General features: G+C 60.6%; 23 protein-coding genes. 11 read left to right on the plus strand and 12 right to left on the minus strand.

All coding sequences use genetic code 11. The annotated features are described in order from the left end of the window. Nucleotides 1-157 precede the first annotated feature (157 nt). Together rssC and rssB are read right to left on the minus strand one after the other, a co-directional pair. Nucleotides 158-640 carry an anti-sigma factor antagonist RssC gene (rssC, locus tag AB4N64_RS15825; RefSeq protein ID WP_460116829.1) on the minus strand — a complete coding sequence of 161 codons (483 nt, stop codon included), beginning with the start codon at nucleotides 638-640 and terminating at the stop codon, nucleotides 158-160. Beyond that, nucleotides 637-1,821, minus strand: a complete 1,185-nt coding sequence (rssB, locus tag AB4N64_RS15830) for a two-component system response regulator RssB (RefSeq protein ID WP_460116831.1) — start codon at nucleotides 1,819-1,821, stop codon at nucleotides 637-639. Before rssB ends, rssC begins: the two co-directional genes overlap by 4 nt. A 275-nt stretch (nucleotides 1,822-2,096) precedes the next feature. Here rssB and AB4N64_RS15835 point away from each other — a divergent pair, with 275 nt between their 5' ends. Continuing rightward, the gene (locus tag AB4N64_RS15835) at nucleotides 2,097-2,396 is read left to right on the plus strand and encodes a PilZ domain-containing protein (protein WP_460116832.1); all 300 of its coding nucleotides are present in this window, start codon (nucleotides 2,097-2,099) and stop codon (nucleotides 2,394-2,396) included. A 60-nt stretch (nucleotides 2,397-2,456) separates the two neighbouring features. Here the strand turns inward: AB4N64_RS15835 and AB4N64_RS15840 are convergent, their stop codons facing one another. Continuing rightward, nucleotides 2,457-3,146, minus strand: coding sequence for an MlaA family lipoprotein (locus AB4N64_RS15840; protein ID WP_460116834.1), 690 nt, complete (start codon nucleotides 3,144-3,146; stop codon nucleotides 2,457-2,459). Nucleotides 3,147-3,348: 202 nt separating this feature from the next. Here AB4N64_RS15840 and AB4N64_RS15845 point away from each other — a divergent pair, with 202 nt between their 5' ends. After that, entirely contained in the window at nucleotides 3,349-3,969 is a 621-nt protein-coding gene (locus AB4N64_RS15845; RefSeq protein WP_460116836.1) for an HAD family phosphatase, read from the plus strand. Nucleotides 3,970-4,078: 109 nt separating this feature from the next. Beyond that, the gene (locus tag AB4N64_RS15850) at nucleotides 4,079-4,342 is read left to right on the plus strand and encodes a DUF4404 family protein (RefSeq protein ID WP_460116838.1); all 264 of its coding nucleotides are present in this window, start codon (nucleotides 4,079-4,081) and stop codon (nucleotides 4,340-4,342) included. A gap of 58 nt (nucleotides 4,343-4,400) precedes the next feature. Here the strand turns inward: AB4N64_RS15850 and queF are convergent, their stop codons facing one another. After that, the gene (gene queF / locus AB4N64_RS15855; RefSeq protein WP_460116840.1) at nucleotides 4,401-5,231 is read right to left on the minus strand and encodes an NADPH-dependent 7-cyano-7-deazaguanine reductase QueF; all 831 of its coding nucleotides are present in this window, start codon (nucleotides 5,229-5,231) and stop codon (nucleotides 4,401-4,403) included. Nucleotides 5,232-5,292: 61 nt separating this feature from the next. Continuing rightward, the gene (gene copI / locus AB4N64_RS15860; protein WP_460116841.1) at nucleotides 5,293-5,808 is read right to left on the minus strand and encodes a copper-resistant cuproprotein CopI; all 516 of its coding nucleotides are present in this window, start codon (nucleotides 5,806-5,808) and stop codon (nucleotides 5,293-5,295) included. 155 nt (nucleotides 5,809-5,963) lie between these two features. Between copI and AB4N64_RS15865 the strand changes: the two genes are divergently transcribed. Together AB4N64_RS15865 and AB4N64_RS15870 are read left to right on the plus strand one after the other, a co-directional pair. Then, complete coding sequence (locus tag AB4N64_RS15865; protein WP_460116843.1) at nucleotides 5,964-6,644, plus strand: heavy metal response regulator transcription factor; 681 nt, start codon at nucleotides 5,964-5,966, stop codon at nucleotides 6,642-6,644. After that, nucleotides 6,644-7,993, plus strand: coding sequence for a heavy metal sensor histidine kinase (locus AB4N64_RS15870; RefSeq protein ID WP_460116845.1), 1,350 nt, complete (start codon nucleotides 6,644-6,646; stop codon nucleotides 7,991-7,993). Before AB4N64_RS15865 ends, AB4N64_RS15870 begins: the two co-directional genes overlap by 1 nt. A gap of 123 nt (nucleotides 7,994-8,116) precedes the next feature. Here the strand turns inward: AB4N64_RS15870 and AB4N64_RS15875 are convergent, their stop codons facing one another. The 3 genes from AB4N64_RS15875 to AB4N64_RS15885 all read right to left on the minus strand — a co-directional run bounded on the left by AB4N64_RS15875 (nucleotide 8,117) and on the right by AB4N64_RS15885 (nucleotide 11,367). Next, on the minus strand, nucleotides 8,117-9,361 hold the full coding sequence (locus tag AB4N64_RS15875; protein WP_460116847.1) for a lipoprotein-releasing ABC transporter permease subunit: 1,245 nt from the start codon (nucleotides 9,359-9,361) through the stop codon (nucleotides 8,117-8,119). Between the two features lie 64 nt (nucleotides 9,362-9,425). Beyond that, complete coding sequence (gene lolD / locus AB4N64_RS15880; RefSeq protein WP_460116848.1) at nucleotides 9,426-10,109, minus strand: lipoprotein-releasing ABC transporter ATP-binding protein LolD; 684 nt, start codon at nucleotides 10,107-10,109, stop codon at nucleotides 9,426-9,428. Between the two features lie 7 nt (nucleotides 10,110-10,116). Continuing rightward, nucleotides 10,117-11,367: a lipoprotein-releasing ABC transporter permease subunit gene (locus AB4N64_RS15885; protein ID WP_460116850.1), complete on the minus strand. Its 1,251-nt coding sequence runs from the start codon at nucleotides 11,365-11,367 to the stop codon at nucleotides 10,117-10,119. Between the two features lie 94 nt (nucleotides 11,368-11,461). Between AB4N64_RS15885 and AB4N64_RS15890 the strand changes: the two genes are divergently transcribed. Continuing rightward, entirely contained in the window at nucleotides 11,462-12,040 is a 579-nt protein-coding gene (locus AB4N64_RS15890; RefSeq protein ID WP_460116853.1) for a PilZ domain-containing protein, read from the plus strand. 14 nt (nucleotides 12,041-12,054) lie between these two features. After that, complete coding sequence (locus AB4N64_RS15895; RefSeq protein WP_368553611.1) at nucleotides 12,055-12,777, plus strand: glycerophosphodiester phosphodiesterase; 723 nt, start codon at nucleotides 12,055-12,057, stop codon at nucleotides 12,775-12,777. A gap of 20 nt (nucleotides 12,778-12,797) precedes the next feature. Here AB4N64_RS15895 and sthA read toward each other — a convergent pair whose 3' ends face one another. Beyond that, the gene (sthA, locus tag AB4N64_RS15900; protein ID WP_460116855.1) at nucleotides 12,798-14,213 is read right to left on the minus strand and encodes a Si-specific NAD(P)(+) transhydrogenase; all 1,416 of its coding nucleotides are present in this window, start codon (nucleotides 14,211-14,213) and stop codon (nucleotides 12,798-12,800) included. 196 nt (nucleotides 14,214-14,409) lie between these two features. Further along, entirely contained in the window at nucleotides 14,410-15,426 is a 1,017-nt protein-coding gene (locus tag AB4N64_RS15905; protein ID WP_460116856.1) for an FAD:protein FMN transferase, read from the minus strand. A gap of 250 nt (nucleotides 15,427-15,676) precedes the next feature. Between AB4N64_RS15905 and tcuC the strand changes: the two genes are divergently transcribed. Continuing rightward, complete coding sequence (gene tcuC, locus AB4N64_RS15910; protein ID WP_460116858.1) at nucleotides 15,677-16,966, plus strand: tricarballylate/proton symporter TcuC; 1,290 nt, start codon at nucleotides 15,677-15,679, stop codon at nucleotides 16,964-16,966. Nucleotides 16,967-17,165: 199 nt separating this feature from the next. Here tcuC and AB4N64_RS15915 read toward each other — a convergent pair whose 3' ends face one another. Further along, entirely contained in the window at nucleotides 17,166-18,629 is a 1,464-nt protein-coding gene (locus tag AB4N64_RS15915; RefSeq protein WP_460116860.1) for a glyceraldehyde-3-phosphate dehydrogenase, read from the minus strand. 362 nt (nucleotides 18,630-18,991) lie between these two features. On the opposite strand from AB4N64_RS15915, the gene mfd reads away from it, so the two are divergent. From mfd to AB4N64_RS15930, 3 genes are read left to right on the plus strand one after another with little or no spacing between them, the layout of a single operon-like run. Beyond that, the gene (gene mfd, locus AB4N64_RS15920) at nucleotides 18,992-22,441 is read left to right on the plus strand and encodes a transcription-repair coupling factor (protein WP_460116862.1); all 3,450 of its coding nucleotides are present in this window, start codon (nucleotides 18,992-18,994) and stop codon (nucleotides 22,439-22,441) included. Nucleotides 22,442-22,451: 10 nt separating this feature from the next. After that, nucleotides 22,452-23,018, plus strand: coding sequence for a CsiV family protein (locus tag AB4N64_RS15925; protein WP_460116863.1), 567 nt, complete (start codon nucleotides 22,452-22,454; stop codon nucleotides 23,016-23,018). 8 nt (nucleotides 23,019-23,026) lie between these two features. Continuing rightward, nucleotides 23,027-25,720: an SNF2-related protein gene (locus tag AB4N64_RS15930; RefSeq protein WP_460116865.1), complete on the plus strand. Its 2,694-nt coding sequence runs from the start codon at nucleotides 23,027-23,029 to the stop codon at nucleotides 25,718-25,720. Nucleotides 25,721-25,851: 131 nt separating this feature from the next. Here the strand turns inward: AB4N64_RS15930 and AB4N64_RS15935 are convergent, their stop codons facing one another. Further along, nucleotides 25,852-26,589, minus strand: coding sequence for an S-methyl-5'-thioinosine phosphorylase (locus AB4N64_RS15935; RefSeq protein ID WP_460116866.1), 738 nt, complete (start codon nucleotides 26,587-26,589; stop codon nucleotides 25,852-25,854). Nucleotides 26,590-26,596: the final 7 nt, after the last annotated feature.

Raw genomic sequence — 26,596 nt, forward strand, 5'->3', positions numbered from 1 at the left:
TGGGTTCGCCCTTTTTTGTGGCCGTTGGGTCATGAGGTGGATCGGCTGGCGCCATCCCTGTAGGAGCGAGCTTGCTCGCGATGGAGGCCAACGATTACGCGGGATGTCTGAAACCCCGCTGTGTCGGGGCCACCATCGCTCCTACAGAGGTCCTGGATCAGCGCCGCTCCAGCGCGTTCACCAGGTCATGGAACGCTTCGCGATTGGAATCGTTGAGCCCCATGAGGATCTTGTGCGCTTCGAGCACCTTGATCCGCACCACTTCTTCGGATTGATCCTGATCGGGCAGATCGTCCAGGCACTCCGGGCATGGCACGGGTTTGTCGACGATGTTGAACACCTGCTCGAAGCCCATGGACTGCAACAGCCGGGTGATGTCTTCGTGGGTGGTGACAACGGTCGGCAGCAGGCCGACCTTCTGCCGCGACAGGATCGACAGCTTGGCCAGCAGGCCAAGGGTGGTGCTGTCGATGCTGCGGGTTTCGGTCAGGTCGATCACGATCGCGTTGAAGTTCAACGCCGTGAAGATCCGCTCAATAGTCGCATCCAACGCCGAACACAGGGTCAGGCGAACTTCACCGACGAACTTCAGGACGAAGGTGCCGTCCTGCTCGGCGAACTGGATTCTACCGGTACTCATTGAAGATTCCTGCTCAACACCAACAGGGCGATATCATCCGGCATCTCCCCTAGCGTGGCCAATCCAAAAACCTGCCGCAGCCCATCCAGGGTGCCGCCCGCTGTCTTGACCCGTTGGGGCAAGGCCGCTTCTTTCTCTTTGAGTGTAGGTTCTGGCAAAAGGTCCAGAATGCCATCAGACATCAGCGTCAGGCTGAACGTCGACGGCAGCTCCAGCACGTGGTCTTCGTAGGTGGCCTCGTTGAAGAGCCCCACCGGCAGCCCACGCCCTTCCAGATAACGGACACTCTCTGGCGTGTACAACACAGGCAACGGCAAATGACCGCCGATGCTATAGGTCAACAAACCTGTCTCCTCGTCGATGACACCACCGACCATCGTGACGTGTTTACCCAGCTTACAACTGATCAGGCCCCGGTTGATATGGCCAAGGACCTCGGAAGGCTTGAACTCCGGCAATGTGCCGTTGCGCTTGGACTCGAACAGCAAGCGCGTGGTCATGAACTTCAGCAGCACGGTGACGAAGGCTGAAGAAGCGCCATGCCCGGAAACGTCCGCCAGGTAGAACGCGACCCGACGCTCATCGACCCGGAAGTAGTCGACGAAATCACCCGACAGGTACAGCGACGGGATGATCTGGTGGGCGAACTTGAACTCGTCGGTGGTCCAGGGACTGACCGGCAGCATGTTCATCTGCACCTGGCGACCGGCATTCTGGTCTTCCTGGAGCAGGTTCAGGCTGGCTTCGAGTTCGCGGTTGGCCTTTTCCAGCTTCTCGCGATAGCGCTGGTTTTCCAGCAGCAGCCGTGCGCGATCCAGGGCCCGACGCACGGAATGCTCGAGCACGGCCAGATCTTCGAGAGGCTTGATCAGGTAATCCGCCGCGCCCAGGCGCAGCGCCTCGACCGCATCGTTCATCACGCCAGCGCCGGACACCACGATGACCGGGGTTTGTGGCGAGCGCTCGGTGACCTGGCGGATGAGTTCGAGACCGCCCATCTGCGGCATGCGCAGATCGCAGATGACCAAGTCGGGCTTGTCTTGCTCGAATACCTGTAGACCCTGCTGGCCGTTGCTGGCCTGCAAGACGCTGAAACCACTGTCTTCCAAATAGGCGGCGAGGCTCGCGCGCACTACTTCGTCATCATCGATTATCAGCAGCGTGGCACTGGTTTTTGGCATGTGGGCAAACGGCGCCAGAATTAGGTTGGCGTAGCAGGCAGGGAAATGTCCCGGCTCACACTACTGGATTCGCTTTCTAGCCTCTCTGCCGCACCGCTTTCGGGCATGGACCCTACTCGCTGGCACACCAGAGGTGCCCTTCTAAGGCGCAGACGGTACTCCCATCCGCGGGGCGTTTCAAGCTTGCGCCGATGGTCGCTTGACGTCTTTACTTGTCAAATCACCGGGAGTTATAAGAACAGGCAAAACCGTAACCCAATGGAAGGACCAAGCCCATGAGTCGAACCGATCGGGACTACAGCGAAAAGCGGGATTTCATCCGTATGCGGGTCGATGCCGATGTCGCGCTGATCCATCAGGGAGATGAGGTTGCAGCCGTCTGCATCGACCTTTCCAGCAGTGGCATGCAAGTCGAGGCGCCTCGTTCATTTGCGGTTGGCGACCGCCTCAGCGTGCGAATCGAATCCGATCACGCCGCGCTCAGGGGCCTTGAAGCCGATACCGAAGTGGTGTGGGTGAAAGAACCGGACGGCGGCGGCCAGAAACTCGGGCTTACAATACTGAAGATGGAATAACGGATTCCAGAACGGACAAAGGCGGCCAGTCGGCCGCCTTTGTCGTTTTTACGGCCGGTATCAGAAATCGTCTTCGACCTGGCCGTCCTTCACTTTGAACTCGCGGTTTTGCAGGTAGGCATTACGAATGAAGGTGTACTTGTCGCCACTGATCAGCTTCTCGCTAGACAGCAGGCTGGCGCGTGTATCCACGATATTCAGGGCGAAGATCGAGTTTCGCACCGGTACGTCGTTGATGTAGCGGTAAGGGCCAGTATAGCTGTCGACGAGTTTGGAAGGCGCGTCGCGCACGGTGCTTGGACCCAGCAGCGGCAGCATGACGTATGGGCCGCTTCCGACCCCCCAGTAACCCAGCGTCTGGCCAAAGTCTTCGTCGCTGCGATTCAGGCCCATCTTGGTGCCCACATCGAAGAAACCCAGCAGGCCGAAGGTGGTGTTGAAGATCAGGCGCGCCGTGTCGACGCCAGCAGCGGCCGGCTTGGCTTGCAGGATGTTGTTGGCAAGGTTGGTGACATCACCGACGTTGCGATACATGTTGTGGATGCCGTCTTCGAGGAACTGCGGGGTCACGGCCTGGTAGCCTTGAGCCAGAGGCTTGAGCCCGTAGGTATCGATGAAGTCGTTGAACTCGAAAATCGGACGATTGACGCTTTCCCAAGGATCGTCTTCCGTGGCTGCCTGGGCAACGAACGGAACCAGCAACACGCTGGCGCACACACAAAGCTGAGCTAGATGATTGCTCCAGCGCATAAAAAACTCCTTGGGTTTGTACGGGGCGCAGGCCTCTTGGCCCGGGCATCAAGCTGGCAAGTATAAGACGGAAACAGTTATTTATGCAGCCTCGTAGGCGATGACTTACAGTGATTGGCGCACGACTGCGAGCCATTCACAGCAATGTCACTCAACTGTCATCGATGTCCCATAGTCTTTTCGTTATTTCAGGGACGTTGACATGCCGCACGCTGAAGCCTTGCCCCTCGCTGCACCGAACCTGACTGCCATCCTGTTCGGCCTCAGCGGTTGCCTGGTGGATTTCGGCGCTCGCACGCGCCAGCAAGGCGTGCATTGTGCCGACCAAGCCGAGATGACTCCAGGCGCACTTGACAGCCTGCTCAGCTTGCAGCGCCAGCAGATACCCTGCGCCTGGCTCGACGAACTCTCCCCTGCCCTCAGCCAATCCCTGGCGACTGCGCTGCCGGAATGGATCAGACCATCGCAACACCTCGCAACAATAAGGCCGTGGCCGGCGCCGGATGCCTGCTGGCAAGCATTGATGGCGTTGAATGTCGAGCGACTGGATGGCTGCGTACTGGTCAGCGGCGAACCACGACTCTTGCAGGCCGGCCTGAACGCCGGGTTGTGGACGATTGGCCTGGCGTCCTGCGGCTCGTTGTGCGGGATGGCTCCCAAGGATTGGCATGCCTTGAGCCAGAAGGAACGTGAACGCCTGCGCGGCAAGGCTACGGTGCAACTGTTCGGTCTGGGGGTGCACTCGGTAATCGATCACCTCGGCGAACTCGACACCTGCCTGGCAGACATCAGTCTGCGTCGCTGCAAAGGCGAAAAGCCCTGATCGAGATCATGCAGGTTGCGCACGAGTGGATTAATCTAAAGGTCAGCCATAGACCTTTGGCGAGCCGCTGCGGTCTATGCAAGTGCCTATCGACATAAGGAAGAACGCCATGCCTGCCCGCGAACTGCAAGAACAGCTCAATGCCCTGCGCGAGCAATTGGAACAGAATCCTCCACTGTCCGAGTCCGAGCGCGAGAACCTGCACGAACTGATGCAACAAATCGAGCTGAAGCTCGAACTGGAAACCAAAACCCCCGACACCAGCCTCGCCGACGGCGTCAATCTGGCGGTGGAACGCTTCGAGCTCGAACACCCGACCCTGGCTGGCACCCTGCGCAACATCGCCCAGGCGCTGGGCAATATGGGGATCTGATTAATCCCAATCCACTGAACGTGATGGTGGGAGCAGGCTAGCTCCCACCATCAGCGGGTCACTGGCGGACCAATCGATGGTTCGGCAATTGAACGCTTTCAGTGCTGCGATACGGATTGATATCCAACCCGCCACGGCGCACATAACGCGCATACACCGTCAATTTCGCAGGTTTCAACAAGCGTTGCAGGTCGAGGAAGATCCGCTCCACGCACTGCTCGTGGAAGTCCGAATGCTGGCGGAAGCTGACGATGTATTCCAGCAGGCTGGCATGATCCAGCGCCGCACCACGGTATTCGACCACCACGCTGCCCCAGTCGGGCTGGCTGGTCACCGGGCAGTTGGATTTGAGCAGGTGACTGTGAAGGCTTTCCTCGACAACCCGCGAATCATCGCAACGCAGCAGCTCTGGGCGCGGATGCTCGTAGTTACTGACGCTGATATCCAGGTCGTCAATGCACACGCCCGGCAGCGCCACGACACCTTCGGCCTCGACTTCACGCAAGCTGCGGACCCGCACGCCCACCGGCTTGCCCGCCGCTGCCGACAGGTCCTTGACCAGCGTCGATTCAAGGCTGGCGGTATCGGCGAATGGCGTCTGATTCAGGGAATTGAGGTACAACTTGAACGACTTTGATTCGATGATGTTCGGAGAGTCCGCAGGAATGCTGAACTCACCGATGGCCACCACCGGCTTGCCCGACGGCAGCAGCCACGACAACTCAAAGCAGTTCCAGAAGTCCACGCCCTTGTACGGCAAAGTCTCGGCCGTCAGCCCCAGCTCGGCCCATTTCGCGGTGCGCGGGATCGGAAACAGCAGGGACGGCGTGTACGTGGCAATGTATTCGCTGGATTTGCCCAGCGGCGAGTGTTCGGCTGCGGGATGCATGGCGGAAACCTGACTGAAGAATCAGCGGATTCTATCAGCCTTTGCCCCCGCCTTAGAGTGCTTACTGACTGACAGTCAATTTGCCCACCATGCCTGCCTGATAGTGGCCCGGAATATTGCAGGCGAACTCCAGGCTGGTTGCCTTGGTAAAGGTCCAGGTCAATTCGGCGGTCTTGCCCGGCTCGACCAGCACGCTGTTGGGGTCATCGTGCTTCATGCCATGATCCATTGCAGTCATGGCGCCGTGATCCATTGCCTTCACACCCGTAGGCGTCAACATGCCGTTTTCCTGCATTTTCAGCATTTCCTGCTGGTGCTTTGCATGCATCGCTGCGTCGCCCAGGTTGAATTCGTGCAACAACTGCCCCTTGTTCACCAACACAAAGCGCACGGTCTCACCCGCCTTGATATCGATGGCCTTGGGCGTGAACGACATGTCGCCCATCACCACTTCAACGCTGCGCGTCGCCTTGGCAGCCGGTGCCGGTTGCCCGAAGTCGTAGCTGTGACCCGGCGCGGCCCACACAGGCGAACTCAGCGCCAACAGGCACGCGGCCAACACATTGCGTAAAAACATCGTCGTACTCCAACAAGATAGGGTTCAGCCTGAGGAAAACTCTAAACTGCCGTTGCTGCCCGCAACCTGACAGACAGATTACAACTTTGTAAGGTTGGCCCGTGCTGACACCGCCCACGGTATAAAGCGTTCGTATCCTTTACCCAGAGTCGTCCATGAAACTGCTGATCGTCGAAGACCAGGCAAAAACCGGTCTCTATTTGCGCCAGGGCCTGGCCGAGGCCGGGTTCAACACCGAGCTGGTCGCCGACGGCAACACGGGTCAGCAGATGGCATTAAGCGGTGACTACGCATTGCTGATCCTCGATGTGATGCTGCCCGGCCGCGATGGTTGGCAAATCCTGCAGGCGGTGCGCAGCGCAGGTCTCGATACACCCGTACTTTTTCTGACAGCGCGAGATGCCGTGGAGGACAGGGTCCACGGCCTCGAACTCGGTGCCGACGACTACCTGGTCAAGCCCTTCGCCTTCTCCGAGCTATTGGCACGAGTGCGTAGCCTGTTGCGCCGAGGCAGTGCTCAACCTCAGGAAACCAGCCTGCAACTGGCGGACCTGCGCCTGGACCTGATCCGCCGGCGGGTCGAACGCAATGGCCAGCGCATCGACCTGACCGCCAAGGAGTTCGCCCTGCTGGAAATGCTCCTGCGCCGCCAGGGCGAAGTATTGCCCAAGTCGTTGATCGCCTCCCAGGTCTGGGACATGAACTTCGACAGCGACACCAACGTCATCGAAGTGGCGATCCGTCGCTTGCGCCTGAAGATCGATGACCAGTTCCCGAACAAGCTGATCCACACCGTGCGTGGCATGGGTTACGTCCTTGAAGAGCGGCCTGCCTGATGCGCCGACTGTCCTTGAGCAGCCGCCTGGCGTTGCTGTTCGCAGCCTGCACCGCCGTGGTATCGCTGGTGGCCGGCGTATTGTTCAGCCGCGCCAGCGAGGCGCATTTCGTTGAACTGGATCAGCAACTGCTGGACGCCAAGCTGATCGGCCTTCGACGGGCGCTGCATGACCCGCAATCGAGTGAAAGCAAAGCCCGGCTGGCGGAAGAGTTGAGCCGTCAGGCCGATTTATCCCTGCGCATTACCGGTCCGGATGGCCAGCGCTGGTACGACAGCTCGGCGGACGTACCCGAACGGCTCCCGCAGGCGCCAGGGTTATCGACCCTCAACGACAACGGCAGCGACTATCGTGTGCTGAATGCGCCCCTGTTCGTGGACAAGAAGGATTCTCCCAATCTGACGCTGCTGCTGGATATCACCCATCACCAGCACTTTCTGCAACGCATGCAGCGCCTTATCTGGCTCACCGTCGGCCTGTCCGCCCTGGCGACGGCGTTGCTCGGTGCCTGGGCGGCGCGCAGCGGGTTGCGCCCCTTGCGCCGCATGAGTGCAGTGGCTCGCGGCGTTAGCGCGCAATCGCTCAACGCGCGTTTGCCCGCAGAAGACATGCCGCCGGAACTCGCGCAACTGGCCCACCACTTCAACGCCATGCTCGCACGCCTCGACGATTCTTTTCAGCGCCTTTCAGCGTTCTCCGCCGACATCGCCCATGAACTGCGCACACCGCTGTCGAACCTGCTGACCCACACTCAGGTCACCCTCACCCGCCCGCGCGCCCTCGAGGATTACCGCGAAGCACTGCACAGCAACCTCGAGGAACTGCAATGGATGGCGCAACTGGTCAACGACATGCTGTACCTGGCGAAGGCTGACCACGGCTTGCTGATGCCCAGGCGTGAACCGCTGGAGCTGGCTGAAGAAACCGATGTGTTACTGGAGTTTTTTGCACCGCTGGCCGAGGACGCCGGGGTGATGGTGAGTCGCGAAGGCAACGCACGCATCAAGGGTGATCGCGGCATGTTGCGGCGAGCGCTGTCAAATCTGCTGGATAACGCGCTGCGCTTTACGCCGGCAGACGGTGAGGTTCGAGTGCGGATCGTCGACCAGATCAAGCGCGTAACCCTGACCGTCGAAAACAGCGGCGCCGGTATTGAAGCGGCTTTACTGCCCCGTTTATTCGACCGGTTCTACAGGGCAGACCCGGCACGCCAGGAAGGGAGCAGCGAACATGCGGGGTTGGGGCTGGCGATTACCGAGTCAATCGTTCGAGCTCATGGTGGACAGATTCGTTGCGAATCAGCGGATGGGTGGACGCGGTTCTTGATTGAATTACCAAAAGGGGATTGAGGCCAGCCCGGCCGGCCTCTTCGCGGGCAAGCCCGCTCCCACAGGGGCGTGCTTCAACTCGATCACTGTGGGAGCGGGCTTGCCCGCGATGAGACTGGCCCGGCCAACACATAACTCAACCGCTTACGAATATCGGAGCGCATGCGCCGGCTCAACCTTCGACGCCCGCCACGCCGGATAAACCGTCGCCAGGAAGCTCAGCACCAGCCCCGCCGTGCAGATCAATGCCACATCCCCGCCCTGTAGCTCCGAAGGCAGGTTGCTGACGAAGTACACGTCGGAACTGAAGATGTGCTGCCCGCTGACCCGCTCGAACCAGCCCACCAGCTCACTGACGTTCAGCGCCGCGATCACTCCGAGAACACCGCCGATCAAGGTGCCGACCACACCGATCACCGTGCCCTGGACCATGAAGATCCCCATGATCTGCCGGGGCGTGGCGCCGATGGTACGCAGGATCGCGATGTCAGCGCCCTTGTCGTTCACCACCATGATCAGCGTGGCGATGATGTTGAAGGCCGCTACAGCGACAATCATCAGCAACAGCAGGCCAATCATGGTTTTTTCCATCTTCATCGCGCTGAAGAGACTGCCCTGGGTGTGGGTCCAGTCGTCAGCCTTGTAGGCTGTGCCCAGGCCAACGGCAATATCGCTGGAGACCTTCGGCGCAGCGTACAGATCCTTCACCGCCAGGCGCACACTCTGCACCTGGTTCGGTTGCCAATGCTGCATCTGCGCGGCATCGGCGACGTGGATCAGCGCCATGGAGCCATCGAGCTCGGCACCGACCTTGAAGACGCCGACCACGTTCAGGCGCTGCATGCGGGGGGTGATTCCGCCCGGCGCGGTGCTGACTTCCGGCACGATCAGGGTGATCTTGTCGCCGACATTCAAGCGAAAGCGGCGCGCCGTGATTTCACCAATCACCACACCGAATTCACCCGGCTTCAGCGCATCGAGACGCCCCTGCACAATGTGCTGGGCGACGATCGACACCTTGCCTTCCAGCGCCGGATCCACGCCGCTGACCTGGATCGGCTGCATCGAGCCTTTGTAGGACAGCATGCCTTCCAGTTCGGTGAACGGCACGGCAGCTGTCACTTGCGGGTTCTTCATCGCTGCTGCGGCCACTGGCTGCCAATCGTCGATCGGGTTCACGCCGACGATGGTCGCGTGGGGCACCATGCCGAGGATGCGCGAGCTCATTTCGCGCTGGAAGCCGTTCATCACCGACAACACCACGATCATCGCCAGCACGCCGAGGGCGAGGCCGATCATCGAGGTCATCGAGATGAAGGACACAAAGCGATTGCGGCGCTTGGCGCGGGTATAGCGTGTGCCGATATAGATCGATAACGGTCTGAACATTCGCGGAAGCACCGTATAAAAATAAAAGACCCGAGGCACACTCGGCGCCTCGGGTTTCAGTCAATCAGATGGGCGTCAGGCGACCTTCCTGCAAGTGCAGGACACGATCCATCTGGCGAGCCAGGTTCATGTCGTGGGTCACCACCAGAAACGCGGTGCGCATCGACGTGCTCAACTCCAGCATCAGATCCTGGATGCCCTCGGCCGTGTGCAAGTCGAGGTTACCGGTGGGTTCATCGAGCATCACCAGACCAGGCCGGTTCACCAGGGCGCGGGCGATGGCCACGCGCTGGCGCTCGCCACCGGACAGCTCGGCCGGCTTGTGCTCCAGGCGATGACCGAGCCCCACCCTTTCCAGCAGCGCGCTGGCACGTTGGCGCGCTTCGGGGATCGCGGTCTTGCCGATCAGCAGCGGCATGCAGACGTTTTCCAACGCGGTGAATTCGGCCAGCAAATGGTGAAACTGATACACGAAGCCCAATGCGCGGTTACGCAGCAGGCCACGCTTCTTCTCACTCAGCGCCGAAAGCTCTTCGCCAGCGAGCCAGACGCTGCCCTGGGTTGGCGTATCGAGGCCACCGAGCAGATTGAGCAAGGTGCTCTTGCCCGAGCCCGATTTGCCGATGATCGCCACGCGCTCCCCTGGATGCAGCTCCAGTTGCAGGTTGGCCAGGACTTGCACCGACTCCGGGCCTTCCTCGTAGGACTTGCCCAGGTTGCGGCAGCTCAAGATTGCTTTTTCACTCATGCCCGACTCACTCATAACGTAGCGCCTCCGCAGGCTGGGTGCGCGCGGCACGCCAGGCAGGATACAGGGTGGCGAGGAAACTCAGGACCAACGCGGCGGCGCAGACCATGACGACGTCCTGGCTCTGCACTTGCGAGGGCAGGTAATCGATGAAATACACGTCGGCGTTGAGGAATTTGTGCCCGATCAGGCCTTCGAGTGCCGAGATCGCGGCGCTGACGTTCAACGCGGCGAAGATCCCGACCACGGCGCCAATCAATGTGCCGACTACGCCGATGACCGTGCCCTGCACCATGAAGATACCCATGATCGTGCGCGGCGTGGCGCCCAGGGTGCGCAGAATCGCGATGTCGCTCTTCTTGTCGTTCACCACCATCACCAGCGTGGAAATGATGTTGAACGCCGCCACCGCGACGATCAGCAGAAGCAACAGGCCGATCATGGCCTTTTCCATGCGGATCGCCTGGTACAGGTTACCGTGGGTGCGGGTCCAATCGCGGGCGTAGTAACGATCCTCACCCAACTGCTGGGCAATGCTCCAGGCCGTGCTCGGCGCCTGGAAAAGGTCTTCGAACTTGAGGCGGATGCCCTGCACCTGATCCGGCTTCCAGCGGTGCAGCCGCGCCAGGTCCTGCAGGTTGGTGACGCCCAGATAGCCGTCGATCTCGCCGGCGCCCACATGGAAAATGCCGACCACGGTAAAGCGTTTCATGCGCGGGAACATCCCCGCCGGTGTCACGGTGACTTCTGGCGCGACGAAGGTCAGCTTGTCGCCAATGGCCGCGCCAAGCTTGGCGGCCGCCTTGTCGCCGATGACGATGCCGAAACTGCCGGGCTCGAGGTCATCGAGTTTGCCCTGCAACATGAACTTGTCGATGATCGACACCTGCCGCTCCAGCGCCGGGTCGATGGCATTGAGCAGTACCTTGGAGACCTTGCCGTTGTTGGTCAGCAGGCCCTGCATCTGGGTGAATGGCGCAACGGCCGTCACCTGCGGGTTCTGCCTGACCTTGTCGGCCAGGCCCTGCCAGTTGCTGATCGGCTCGCTGGACTCGATGGTCGCGTGGGGCACCATGCCCAGCACGCGGGTACGCATCTCGTGATCGAAGCCGTTCATCACCGACAGCACAACGATCATCACGATCACGCCCAGGGCGAGACCGATCATCGAAGTCAGGGAAATGAACGACACAAAGTGATTGCGACGCTTTGCACGGGTGTAACGCGTGCCAATGAATACGAAGAGAGGTCTGAACATGTCGGGGCTTGTTCGGAGGGAAAAGGAACGTCCTTGTGGCGGGGGTCGATAACCAGCTTTACACTCAGACCACCGCCGCTACCATGGGTTCGCCATGTCGACATTAGATGAAGAAGATCGCCGCGAATACTACCGTATCGAGGACACGATCGCACTGGAAATTCGGCCCCTGTCCGCTCCCGAAGCCGCAGCCCAGGAAGTGTTGCAGGATGCTTCCCCACTCTTCAACCTGCTCAGCGAACTGCACCTGAGCGAATTCGAGTCGCAGCACCTGTTGCGCCAGATCAGCGAGCGCGACCGCAACCTCGCGGCATTCCTCAAGGTTCAGAACAAACGCATCGACCTGCTCAGCCAGGTGGTGGCCCTCACCGTGCTCGGCCAGATCGGCGAGCCACAACCGGTGATCATCTCCGAGGGTGGCATCGACTTCCAGCATCCGACCCCCATTGCCACTGGCGCCCACCTGTCGATCAAACTGGTGTTGATGCCGCAGGCCCTTGGCTTGTTGCTGCGCGCCCGTGTCACACATTGCGACCCCAAGGGCGACGGCTTCGATGTCGGCACCGAGTTCGAACGCCCTACCGATGCCCAGCGCCAACTGCTCGCCCGCTACATTTTGCAAAAGCAGGCCCAGGAACGACGCCTGGCCCGCGAACAAGAATCAGGCATTTAACTTAAGGAAGAACCGTGACCCTCATCTACGGCCATCGCGGCGCCAAGGGCGAAGCACCGGAAAACACCCTGACCAGCTTTCAGGAATGCCTCAAGCACGGCGTGCGCCGCTGCGAACTCGACCTGCACCTGTCCATGGACAACGAGCTGATGGTCATCCACGACCCGACGCTCAAGCGCACCACCGACCGGCGCGGCAAGGTGGTCGAGCACACCGCTGCGGAACTGGTGACATACGACGCGCGCAAGGGTGGCCCGGGCTGGATCAAACCCTGCCCGATTCCAACACTGGAGGAGCTGTTCGAAAAATGCGCCTTCGAGCACTGGCAACTGGAAGTCAAAAGCGCTTCACGCACCCGCGCCGCGACCACGGTGCTGGCGATTCGCGAGATGGCCCAGCGTTTCGGCCTGCTCGACAAGGTGACGATCACCTCGAGCTCACGGGAAGTGCTCAAAGCCGCGCTGGACCTGGTGCCGGATGTGTCGCGCGGGCTGGTGGCCGAATACGCCTGGCTCGACCCGTTGAAGGTCGCGGCGAGCTATGGCTGTGAGTATCTGGCGCTGAACTGGACCCTGTGTACGCCGGAACGCCTGCAGAAGGCGCAGCGTCAGGGGCTGCATGTGTCGGTGTGGACCGTCAACGAGCCCGCGCTGATGCGCAGACTCGCCGACTTCGGCGTTGACAGCCTGATTACAGACTTTCCCGGTTTGGCCACTGCCACCCTCGAGAATTGCTGAAATCGGTCTCCCCGGCCGGCTCAGGCCACCGGCCGGAGCCGCTCAAAAAGCCGGTTGAGGCCGTCGTACGCCGCGACCCGATAGGCTTCGGCCATGGTCGGGTAGTTGAACGTCGTGTTGACGAAGTACTTCAACGTGTTCAGTTCGCCCGGCTGGTTCATGATGGCCTGACCGATGTGGACGATTTCCGAGGCCTGGTAACCGAAGCAGTGAACACCCAGCACTTCCAGGGTCTCACGGTGGAACAGGATCTTGAGCATGCCTTGCGGCTCGCCGGCGATCTGCGCACGTGCCATGCCCTTGAAGAACGCCTTGCCCACTTCGTATGGCACCTTGGCCTGGGTCAGTTCCTGCTCGTTCTTGCCGATCGAACTGATCTCGGGAATGGTGTAGATGCCGGTCGGAACGTCGTTGACGAAACGCCAGCTGCCGTTCTCGACGATGCTGCCAGCGGCCGAACGGCCCTGGTCGTGGGCGGCACTGGCCAGGCTTGGCCAGCCGATCACATCGCCTGCGCCGTAGATGTTCGGCACACAGGTTCGGTAAGCCTCGTCAACTTCGATCTGGCCACGGCTGTTGACCTTCACGCCGATGTTTTCCAGGCCCAACTGGTCGGTGTTGCCAGTACGGCCGTTACACCAGAGCAAGGCGTCGGCCTTGATCTTCTTGCCGGACTTGAGGTGCAGGATCACGCCGTTGTCCACGCCTTCGACACGGTCGTAGTCTTCGTTGTGGCGAACGGTGATGTTGTTGTTGCTGAAGTGGTAGCTCAGTGCCTGGGAAATTTCCGAGTCGAGGAAGCTCAGCAACTGGCCACGGTTGTCTACCAGTTCAACCAGCACGCCCAGACCGCTGAAGATGGAGGCGTATTCGCAACCGATCACGCCAGCGCCGTAGACGATGAGTTTACGCGGGGTGTGACCGAGGCTGAGGATGGTGTCGCTATCGTAGATACGCGGGTGGTGGAAGTCGATGTCCGCCGGGCGATACGGGCGCGAGCCAGTGGCAATGATGATGTGCTTGGCCACCAGTTTTTCCACTACGCCGTTGGCGCAGACCACTTCTATGGTTTGCTCGTCGGCGAAGCTACCGGTGCCGAAGAACACGTCGACACGGTTACGGGCGTAGTAGCCGGTGCGGGAGGCAACCTGCTTGGAAATGACTTTCTCGGCGCTTTTCAACACGTCCGGGAAGGAGAACCAGCGCGGTTCGCCGATGGCCCGGAACATCGGGTTGGTGTTGAACTGCATGATCTGCCGGACCGAGTGACGCAGGGCCTTGGACGGGATGGTGCCCAAGTGGGTGCAGTTACCGCCGACCTGACGACGGCTGTCGACCATGGCCACCTTGCGCCCTGCCTTGGCGGCGTTCATTGCCGCGCCTTCTCCCGCCGGGCCGGAACCCAGTACCACCACGTCGTAGTTGTAGACAGCCATGCGTACTCCTCAGAACAGGCCGCGGCGCTGTGCGCCTGCGGCTAAATCACGCCGGTCGGCGGCGTGAAGGAACAATTTGGGGCCAGTGCAGAACCCGGACACAGTCTATAGAAGCGTCAACGCCGGGCACATTAACCCTTGGTCGCGTCGTAGGCTAGTTTTGCCTGCACTACAACGCCAGTCTTCAGTACTTTGATCACTCGGTTTTTGCGCCAATGAGGCGTTCAAAAGCCTGACTGGTGCGTGTGACGAAACCTGTATCGGCACGAATCACAAAAAATGCGCCGATATCATGTTTTTCCGCGTAGTCCCAACCACGCTCCGGGCCGAGAATCAGCAGCAGTGTCGACAGTCCATCGGCCAACAACGCCGAAGGATTAATCACCGTGACCGACGCCAGCGTGTGTGAGACCGGCGCACCGGTGCGAGCATCGAAGGTGTGGGAATAGCGCCGGCCATCTTGCTCGAAATAGTTGCGGTAGTCGCCAGACGTCGACACACCCAACCCGTCGACGGCGATGATCCGTTGCGCCACCTGCTGATCGTCCCGAGGTTCCTCCAGGGCGACATGCCACGCCGAGCCGTCGAGTTTCCTGCCCGAAGCCTTGAGTTCGCCCGTGGCTTCAGCGAGATAGTTGCGGATGCCCATGGCTTCGAGCCTCGCAGCGATACGGTCAACCGCGTATCCCGCTGCGATACTGTTGAAGTCGACTTCGACGGCCGCATCCTTGCACAACTGATCGCCATCGATGCGCAGGTGCTGATGACCCACACGCTGTCGTGCGTCAGCCAGCGCCTCGGCGCTCGGGACCTTTTCACCGCGAGCCTGGGGGCCGAAGCCCCAAAGATCGAGCAGAGGTTCCACCGTCAGATCGAATGAGCCGTCGCTTTGCGCAGACAACTGCTCACCCACCCGAACCAGTTCCAGCACGGGCGCGGGCATGGCCTGACAGGTGTTGGCCGGTCGATCGTTGAAACGCTCGATGTCGGAATCGCTGCGATAAGTCGACATTTGCCGGTCCACCTCGGCGAGGATTTTTTCCACCTCGGCCTGGACCTCTGCCGGCTTGGGCAGATCGGCATGACGCAGGTACTTGATTGAATAGGTGCTGCCCATGGTCGGGCCGCCAAAACCTTCCATGGAGTCGCCGTTGCCGCAGCCCGACAACGCGCCAAGCAATAAAAAACCGAGACCCTGCCACCCATTCAACACTTGCTGCGCTCCCCGCTTTGATTCCGGACACACCACCCATGCCCGGCATTATGCGACAAGCCAGCCCTCCTCACCTTGATCCGACGACGACTGAAACGCTTAAGCAGCAAGCTAACCAGTTGTTGCCTAACGATCTTTATACACATATTGTTACAACTCGCCCACCAAGGGAATTCACCGCACAGGTGATGGGGGGAACACGTCTACATCAGGGATTTCCGATCAGACAGACAAGAGTGAGTGCATTCCCATGTCCTCGAATACGGGCAAAGGCAAAGCGATTTTTCGCGTTGTCAGCGGTAATTTTCTCGAGATGTTCGACTTTATGGTCTACGGCTTCTACGCCACGGCCATCGCCAAAACCTTCTTCCCTGCCGACAGTGCTTTTGCATCCCTGATGCTATCGCTGGCCACCTTTGGCGCCGGCTTCCTCATGCGTCCCTTGGGGGCGATTTTCCTCGGTGCCTACATCGACCGCCACGGCCGGCGCCAGGGCCTGATCATCACCCTGGCCATGATGGCGGCCGGTACCGTGCTGATCGCTTGCGTGCCGGGCTATGCCACCCTGGGCGTCGCCGCGCCTCTGATCGTTCTGTTTGGCCGCCTGCTGCAAGGCTTCTCCGCCGGCGTAGAGCTTGGCGGCGTGTCGGTATACCTTGCCGAGATTTCCACACCAGGTCGCAAAGGCTTTTTTGTGAGTTGGCAGTCTGCCAGCCAGCAGGCCGCCGTGGTGTTCGCCGGTCTGCTCGGCGTTGGCCTGAACCATTGGCTGAGCCCGGAACAGATGGGTGAATGGGGTTGGCGTGTGCCGTTTCTGATCGGCTGCATGATCGTGCCGGTGATTTTCGTGATTCGTCGCTCACTGGAGGAAACACCGGAATTCCAGGCACGAAAACACCGCCCCAGCCTGGCGGAAGTCATCCGCTCGATCGGTCAGAACTTCGGCATTGTCATCGCCGGCATGGCCCTGGTGGTGATGACCACGGTGTCGTTCTACCTGATCACTGCCTACACACCGACCTTCGGCAAGGCCGAACTGCACCTGTCGGACATGGACGCCTTGCTGGTGACCGTGTGCATCGGCCTGTCGAACTTTTTCTGGCTGCCGGTGATGGGCGCCGTGTCCGACAAGGTCGGACGCAAGCCCCTGCTGCTGGCGGCAACCATCCTGGCGATTCTCACCGCCTACCCGGCGCTGTCGTGGCTGGTGGCGAATCCCAGCTTCAGCCACTTGTTGATTGTCGAGTTGTGGTTGTCGTTCCTGTATGGCTCATACAACGGCGCGATGGTCGTGGCACTGACGGAAATCATGCCGGTGCACGTGCGGACCACGGGCTTCTCCCTGGCTTACAGTCTGGCGACCGCGACGTTCGGCGGTTTTACGCCGGCGGCCTGTACTTACCTGATTCATGTACTGGATAACAAAGCGGCGCCGGGGATCTGGCTAACTGGCGCCGCGGTACTGGGCTTGATTGCCACATTGGTGCTGTTCCGTGGGAACCGTCATGCGTTGCGCATGGCGACCGTCGGCACAGCCTGATCCCCCCACTCCTGTAGGAGCGAGCTCGCTCGCGATGGTCGTCAACAATAACGCTGGCTACCTGATGCCCAGCGGCGCTCATGACACCATCGCGACGGTTCGACGCCTCGACATGCTCGCTCCTACAGGGTACAGGCGCCCCTCCCACAAACAAAAACGCCCCGGCCAAGGCCGGGGCGTTTTCATGTGCAGCGAGTGCTTAGCGTGGGAATGCAGGCGGGTTCACACCGGCCATGTCTTCCATCACGCGCACCACCTGGCAGCTGTAACCGAATTCGTTGTCGTACCAGACGTACAGCACAACGCGGTTATCCTGGGTGATGGTCGCTTCAGCGTCCACTACACCTGCGTGGCGCGAGCCAACGAAGTCGGTGGAGACCACTTCCTGGGAGCTGACGTAGTCGATCTGCTTGTGCAGGTCCGAGTGCATGGCCATCTGGCGCAGGTACTCGTTGATTTCGTCGCGGGTGGTGGCCTTTTCCAGGTTCAGGTTCAGGATGGCCATCGACACGTTCGGCGTAGGAACACGGATCGCGTTACCGGTCAGCTTGCCCTTGAGCACTGGCAGCGCCTTGGCGGCTGCGGTGGCGGCACCGGTCTCGGTGATCACCATGTTCAGTGGCGCGGCGCGGCCACGACGGCTGCCCTTGTGGAAGTTGTCGATCAGGTTCTGGTCGTTGGTGAACGAGTGAACGGTTTCGACGTGGCCGTTGACGATGCCGAACTTGTCGTTGACTGCCTTGAGCACCGGCACGATGGCGTTGGTGGTGCAGGAAGCCGCCGAGATGATCTTGTCGTCTGGGCTGATTTCGCCATGGTTGATGCCGTGCACGATGTTCTTCAGCGCGCCCTTGCCAGGTGCGGTGAGGATCACACGGGCAGCACCCGGGCAGGCCAGGTGCTGGCCCAGGCCGTCGGCGTCACGCCATACACCGGTGTTGTCGACGATCAGGGCGTTTTCGATGCCGTACTGGGTGTAGTCGACTTCGGCCGGGCTCTTGGCGTAGATCACCTGAATCAGGTTGCCGTTGGCGGTGATGGTGTTGTTGGCTTCATCAATGGTGATGGTGCCATCGAACGGACCATGGACCGAATCGCGGCGCAAGAGGCTGGCACGCTTGACCAGGTCATTCTCGGCCCCCTTGCGCACGACGATGGCGCGCAGGCGCAGGCCGTCGCCACCACCGGTTTTCTCGATCAGGATCCGCGCCAGCAGACGGCCGATACGACCGAAGCCGTAGAGGACAACGTCGGTGCCTTTGCGAGCCGAGGCGTTCTGCTGGCCTACTACATCGGCCAGCTCTTCGCGGACGAACTGCTCGGCAGTACGGCCATTGCCTTCGGCTTTGAATTTGGCGGCCAACTTGCCCAGGTCAACCGAAGCGGCGCCGAGCTTGAGCTCGCTCATCGCCTTGATCAACGGGAATGTTTCGTGGACGGACAGTTCGGTGTCGTCGGACTGGCGGTGACGAGCAAAGCGGTGAGCTTTGAGAATCGCGATGACTGAACGGTTGATCAGGCTGCGGCCATAGATCGAGCTCACCACGTTGTTATTGCGGTAGAGCTGACCGATAAGCGGAATCATCGCTTCTGCGAGTGCTTCACGGTCGATCCATTCACCAAGACACTGGTCGGGCTTCTGAGTCACGGGAACCTTCCACATGTAGGGGCAGAAAAAAGGGGCTACATTATGCCGCCGAGAAACCCGCGTAGCAATGCGCGCCTGTCGTGCGATCCGTAACAAATGAGTCGAACGAAAAAAATGACAGCGCTGGAGCCCAGTAAACTCGCGGGTTTCAGCGGCCCCTCATTTTCGTAGACACCGTCGTCTTGTCCGTAACCCTCCGTAACACCCGCTTGTTTTGCCACTACATAATCAGTGAATTTGAACAAAAAACCGCTGTATTTTGTCTTTACCACTACATTTCGCCAAACGTACGTAATAGACGAAGTCTGCAACTGACAGGCGGCATCCCTGCCCGCTACAATTACCGACTTTGTCGCAACGCTGGAGCTCAAACTTCCGTGCCCGTCCTGCGTCTACCGCATCTCCCTGCCGCGGCAGGTAAACAGCACTGGGGCAACTTGCCCGGTGCCGCCCTGAGCCTGGCTATCGCCGAGGCTGCCAGCGCTGCCAGGCGCTTTACCCTGCTGCTGACCGCCGATAGCCAGAGCGCCGAACGGCTTGAGCAAGAGCTGGGTTTCTTCGCCCCGGATTTGCCCGTGTTGCATTTTCCGGACTGGGAAACCCTGCCCTACGATCTGTTTTCGCCGCATCAGGACATCATTTCCCAGCGCATCGCCGCGCTCTACCGGCTGCCGGAGCTGAGTCACGGCGTACTGGTCGTACCGATCACCACCGCCCTGCATCGCCTGGCACCGACCAAATTCCTGCTGGGCAGCAGCCTGGTGCTGGACGTCGGCCAGAAGCTCGATGTCGAGCAGATGCGCACCCGGCTCGAAGCCACCGGCTACCGCTACGTCGATACGGTGTACGAACATGGCGAATTCACGGTGCGCGGCTCGTTGATCGACCTTTTCCCCATGGGGAGCAAATTACCGTATCGCATCGACCTGTTCGACGACGAAATCGAGACCCTGCGCACCTTCGACCCGGAAAACCAGCGATCCATCGACAAGGTCGATTCGGTCAAGCTGCTGCCGGCGAAGGAATTCCCACTGCAAAAAGAGGCAGTGACCCGGTTCAAGGCGCGCTTTCGCGAACGCTTCGACGTGGACTTCCGGCGGACTCCGATTTTCCAGGACTTGAGCAGCGGGATTACCCCTGCAGGCATCGAGTACTACCTGCCGTTGTTCTTTGAAGAAACCTCGTCCCTGTTCGATTACCTGCCCCAGGACACGCAAGTGTTTTCCCTGCCGGGGATCGAGCAGGCCGCAGAGAATTTCTGGAATGACGTGCGCAATCGCTATGAAGAGCGCCGCGTCGACCCTTCCCGTCCTTTATTGCCACCCGCGGAATTATTCCTGCCGGTGGAAGACTGTTTCGCGCGGCTGAAGAACTGGCCCCGGGTAGTCGCCAGCCAGCAGGATGTGGAAGCCGGCGCCGGCCGCGAACGCTTCCCGGCGAGCCAACTGCCGGACCTGGCCATCGAAGCCAAGGCGACCCAACCTCTGGCCGCGCTGGCCGGTTTTCTCGACGAGTTCCCTGGCCGCGTGTTGTTTACCGCCGAGTCAGCGGGCCGTCGCGAAGTGCTGCTGGAGTTACTGGAGCGCCTGAAGCTGCGACCAAAAACCGTCGACAGCTGGCCGGACTTCGTCGCCGGCAAGGACCGCCTGGCGATCACCATTGCGCCACTCGACGAAGGCCTGGTACTTGAGGACCCGGCCCTTGCACTGATTGCCGAAAGTCCGCTGTTCGGCCAGCGCGTGATGCAGCGCCGGCGCCGGGAGAAACGCGCCGACGCCAATAACGATGCAGTGATCAAGAACCTCACCGAGCTGCGCGAAGGTGCGCCGGTGGTGCACATCGACCACGGCGTCGGCCGCTACCTGGGCCTGGCCACGCTGGAGATCGACAACCAGGCCGCCGAATTCCTCGCCCTGGAATACGCCGAGGGCGCCAAGCTCTACGTACCGGTGGCCAACCTGCACTTGATCGCGCGCTACACCGGCAGTGACGATGCCCTGGCCCCGCTGCACCGCCTGGGCTCCGAGACCTGGCAGAAAGCCAAGCGCAAAGCCGCCGAACAGGTGCGCGACGTGGCAGCGGAACTGCTCGACATCTATGCACGCCGCGCCGCCCGAGAAGGCTACGCTTTCGCCGACCCGAAAGCCGACTACGCCACGTTCAGTGCCGGCTTCCCGTTCGAGGAAACGCCCGACCAGCAAACCACCATCGAAGCCGTGCGCGAAGACATGCTCGCGCCCAAACCAATGGATCGCCTGGTCTGCGGCGACGTCGGTTTCGGCAAGACCGAAGTGGCGATGCGCGCGGCGTTCATTGCCGTGCACAGTGGCAAGCAGGTGGCGATCCTGGTGCCCACCACCCTGCTCGCCCAGCAACACTACAACAGCTTCCGCGACCGTTTCGCCGATTGGCCGGTGACCGTGGAAGTGATGAGCCGTTTCAAGTCGGCCAAGGACGTCAGCGCAGCGGTCGCGGACCTGGCCGAGGGCAAGATCGACATCGTCATCGGCACCCACAAGCTGCTGCAGGACGATGTGAAGATCAAAAACCTCGGCCTGGTGATCATCGACGAAGAGCACCGCTTCGGAGTACGCCAAAAAGAACAGCTCAAGGCCCTGCGCAGCGAGGTCGACATCCTGACCCTCACTGCGACCCCGATCCCCCGCACTCTGAACATGGCGGTGTCGGGCATGCGCGACCTGTCGATCATCGCTACCCCGCCGGCGCGGCGCCTGTCGGTGCGCACCTTCGTGATGGAACAGAACAAGAGCACGGTCAAGGAAGCCCTGCTCCGTGAGCTGCTGCGTGGCGGCCAGGTCTACTACCTGCACAACGATGTGAAGACCATCGAGAAATGCGCCGCCGACCTCGCCGAACTGGTGCCGGAAGCACGGATCGGCATCGGCCACGGGCAGATGCGCGAACGGGAACTCGAACAGGTGATGAGCGATTTCTACCACAAACGCTTCAACGTGCTGATCGCCTCGACCATCATCGAGACCGGCATCGACGTGCCGAGCGCCAACACCATCATCATCGAGCGTGCCGACAAGTTCGGCCTGGCGCAGTTGCACCAATTGCGTGGTCGCGTTGGCCGCAGTCATCACCAGGCCTACGCCTATCTGCTGACACCGCCGCGCCAGCAAATCACCCCGGATGCGGAAAAGCGCCTGGAGGCGATCGCCAACACCCAGGACCTGGGCGCCGGCTTCGTGCTCGCCACCAACGACCTGGAAATCCGCGGTGCCGGTGAACTGCTGGGGGACGGTCAAAGCGGACAGATTCAAGCAGTCGGCTTCACCTTGTACATGGAAATGCTCGAACGCGCGGTGAAGTCGATCCGCAAGGGCGAACAACCCAACCTCGACCAGCCGCTGGGCGGTGGCCCCGAGGTCAATCTTCGCGTTCCGGCCCTGATCCCGGAAGACTACTTGCCGGACGTGCATGCGCGGCTGATCCTGTACAAGCGCATTGCCTCTGCCACCGATGAGGACGGCCTCAAGGACCTGCAAGTCGAAATGATCGATCGTTTCGGCCTGCTGCCGGAGCCGACGAAGAACCTGATGCGCATCACGGCGCTGAAGTTGCAGGCCGAAGGGCTGGGCATCAAGAAAGTCGACGGCGGACCGCAAGGTGGCCGCATCGAGTTCGCGGCGCAGACACCAGTGGATCCGCTGACACTGATCAAGTTGATTCAGGGCCAACCCAAACGCTACAAATTCGAAGGCGCCACGATATTCAAGTTCATGGTGCCGATGGAGCGCCCGGAAGAGCGCTTTAATACTGTAGAGGCACTGCTTGAGTGCCTCATTCCGAAAACTGCTTGAAGGACGCCGCATGCGCCTGTTTCGCTTCACGACCTTGCTGATGACCCTGGCCGCCCCGATGGCGCATGCCGATGATCTGTATCAGGTCGAAATGATTCTGGTCCGGCAAAACGCCGTGCCGGCCATCGTCAGCCGCGCAGCGCCGGAAGACTGGGACGCCGGCGCACAACGCATCAGTCCCGACAGCCTGCGCACGCCAAGCCTGAATGGCGAGGTGGAAAAGCTCACCGCCAGCAATGACTACACAGTGTTGCTCCATAAAGCCTGGCAACAAACCCTGGGTGAGGAAGTGTCTAGGGTGGCGATCAGCGACGGTAAGGAACAATTCGGCCAGTTCCCGATCGAGGGCACATTGAGCATCAAGCAGGGGCGTTTTACCGACGTCGACGCCGACTTCTGGGTCAACCAGATCAACGCGGACGGCCTGGTTACCGCCAGCGAGCGCCTGAAGACCGACAGCCATACCAAGAACGGCCAACTGAATTTCCTCGACGCTGGCCACCTTGGCCTGCTGATCAAGATTACCTCGCTGACCGCTCCTGCGCCGCGCCCGGTTCCTGAAGAAATTCCGGACTGATACCTCCTATGTCCGCGCCCCTGAGCAAACCCCTGGCACCTTCCTGGGTCAGCCGATTCAAGGAACAGAGCCTGGAGCGCGGCCGGCGGTATGCGCTGGAAAACCGCGTGAGAATCGTCGAGGCCGGCGACTCGACGATTACGGCAGTTTGCGAAGGGTCTGGCGGTAACGTCTACCGCCAGACCATTCACTTGCGCGAGTCAGCCAAGGCTACCCTGCTGATGGTCGATGCCACGTGCACCTGCCCGGTACGCAACAACTGCAAGCATTGCGCAGCCGTGCTGCTCAAAGTCCAGGAAACCCTGGCCTACCCCGCCGCCGCACAAGATGCCGAACTGCTGGAAAAACTCCAGGCAGTTCTGGAAAACCGCAGCCCGAAGGCACCACCCCAGGTGCTGGTGGACAACGTGCAACCGGTTCCGCGCTTGTGGCTGGCGAGCATCGAGTTCAGTGCCTTCGAGCCGCGTAACGGGCGGATGCAACGCTATATCCAGCACCGTGCCGCGCTTTCCTTCAGCTATCTGGATGAATACACCAGCGGGCAGAAAAATGCCGACGTGCTGATTCGCCAGGAAACACAGACGCTACGGATAAAACGCCATCCGGAAGTGGAACAAGCCTACAGGGAACAACTGCGAATCCTTGGCTTCAAGATCGCCACCCGCCAGAGCAAGGCCCTGCCGGAAAGCGCCGGTGAGCTGTATGAAATGGTCAACGACAGCGCCTGGCTGACGTTCACGCTCAATGAGCTACCCAAGCTTCGCGCCCAAGGTTGGGAGCTGGAGATCGACGAAGATTTCGGCTTCGACCTGACCGCCGTGGACGATTGGTACGCGACCGTCGAACAGGCACCGGAACGCGACTGGTTTGATCTTGAATTGGGCATCATCGTCAATGGCGAGCGGCTGAGCCTGCTGCCGATCCTGCTGAACCTGATGCGCTCCCATACCGAGATCCTCAACCCGGAACGCCTCGCCCGCCGCCGCGATGACGAATTGATCCTGGTGAATATCCCCAATCGCCCGAACTCGGAATACGGCCCACTGCAAGTCGCCCTGCCTTTCGGACGCTTGAAACCGGTGCTGGCGACCCTCGGCGAGTTCTACCTGCAAGAACCCGGCGAAACCACTCTGCGGTTGAGCAAGGCTGACGCCACGCGCCTCAATCCGCTGGAGGACATGCCCCTGCAGTGGGAAGGTGGCGAGCAGATCCGCACCTTTGCCCAGCGCCTGCGCGACATCCGCGACTACAGCGCGACAGCACCCGAAGGCTTGAACGCGACCTTGCGCCCTTATCAGCTCGAAGGCTTGAGCTGGATGCAGTCGCTGCGGCAATTGGAAGTCGGCGGCATCCTCGCGGATGACATGGGCCTGGGCAAGACCCTGCAAACCCTGGCCCATGTGCTCAGCGAGAAAAACGCCGGACGGCTCGACCGGCCGTGCATGGTGGTCATGCCCACCAGCCTGATTCCGAACTGGCTCGACGAAGCGGCGCACTTCACGCCGCAGCTCAAAGTACTGGCGCTGTACGGCGCCAGTCGCAAAAAACATTTTGACCATCTGGCCGATTACGACCTGATCCTCACCACCTATGCCCTGCTGCCCAAGGACGTCGAACGCTTGGCCGCACAGCCACTGCATGTACTGGTGCTGGACGAAGCGCAGTACATCAAGAACCCGAACAGCAAGGCCGCGCATGCCGCGCGTGAACTCAATGCACGCCAACGCCTGTGCCTGAGCGGTACGCCACTGGAAAATCACTTGGGCGAACTGTGGTCATTGTTCCACTTCCTGTTGCCGGGCTGGCTGGGTGATGTGAAAAGCTTCAACCGCGATTACCGCGTACCGATTGAAAAACGCGCCAGCGAAGTCAGACTCCAGCACCTGAACGGTCGGATCAAGCCGTTCCTGCTGCGCAGGACCAAGGAACAAGTGGCCACCGAGTTGCCGCCGAAGACGGAAATCATCCACTGGGTCGAGCTCAACGAAGCCCAACGCGATGTGTATGAAACCATGCGCCTGGCCATGGACAAGAAGGTGCGCGACGAAATTACCCGTAAAGGCGTGGCACGCAGCCAGATCATCATCCTCGAGGCACTGCTGAAGTTGCGCCAAGTGTGCTGCGACCTGCGCCTGGTCAACGACGCCACCCTGCCCGCTCGCGGCAGCACCTCAGGCAAGCTCGACAGCCTGATGGAAATGCTCGAGGAATTGTTCGAGGAAGGTCGGCGAATCCTGTTGTTTTCGCAGTTCACCTCGATGCTGACATTGATCGAGGCCGAGCTGGAGAAACGCGGTATCGACTATGCGCTGCTCACTGGCCAGACCCGCGACCGCCGCGCCCCCGTGAAGGACTTCCAGAGCGGCAAGCGTCAGATATTCCTGATCAGCCTGAAGGCAGGCGGCGTTGGCTTGAACCTGACAGAAGCGGACACCGTGATTCACTACGACCCATGGTGGAACCCGGCGACAGAGAACCAGGCGACCGACCGTGCCTACCGGATTGGCCAGGAAAAACCGGTGTTCGTCTACAAGATGATTGCACGCGGCACGGTCGAGGAAAAAATCCAGCACCTGCAAAAGGAAAAATCCGACCTCGCTGCGGGCGTGCTGGATGGGCGCAAAGCCGGGGACTGGAAGTTGCAGAGCGATGATATCGAAGCGTTGTTTGCGCCGTTACCGGACAAGTTGGATAAACGCTGAGGTTTGTGGTGCCTGTTACATCGCTATCGCGTGCAAGCCCGCTCCTACAGAGGCCGACATTGCACCTGTAGGAGCGAGCTTGTCGAGGCGTCGAACCGTCGCGATAGGGTCAACCCGGTATCAAGCCCTAATCAACCCCTGAGCACCCGCGCCAACGTCGACTTCACCTTACCCATCCCGTCATGCAGCGCCTGTTCGATCTCGGCCATGGTGATCACTGCCGTCGACTTGCCTGCCGCCGGGTTCACTACCAATGCCAGGCAGGCATAATCCAGTTCCAGCTCACGAGCCAGTGCCGCTTCCGGCATGCCGGTCATGCCAACGATGTCGCAACCGTCACGCTCAAGCCTGGCGATCTCGGCCACTGTTTCCAGGCGCGGGCCCTGGGTGCAGGCGTAGACGCCATGGCTGCTGTAGCCGCCCCCTTCGGCCGCCAGCGCCGCGATCAGTTGCTGGCGCAGCGGCTCGCTGTACGGATAGCTGAAGTCAATGTGCGTGACCTGCTCCAGGTCATCGGCAAAATAGGTGTGCTGGCGACCGCTGGTGTAGTCGATCAGTTGATGCGGCACACAGAAATGCCCGGTGCCCATCGCCGCATGAATGCCACCGACGGCGTTGACCGCAAGAATCGCCTCGGCACCCGCCTGTTTCAACGCCCAGAGATTGGCGCGGTAGTTCACCTGATGCGGTGGAAAACGGTGTGGATGGCCGTGACGGGCGAGGAACAACACTTCCTTACCGGCATACTCGCCGATCTGCACCTCGGCCGATGGCGCACCATAGGGCGTATCGACGGCCAGTGACTGACGAATACTCAGCCCTTCCAATTGGGTCAGGCCGGTGCCACCGATGATCGCGTAAACCGTCATAACGTAA

The sequence above is a fragment of the Pseudomonas sp. S2_C03 genome, from assembly GCF_054668405.1.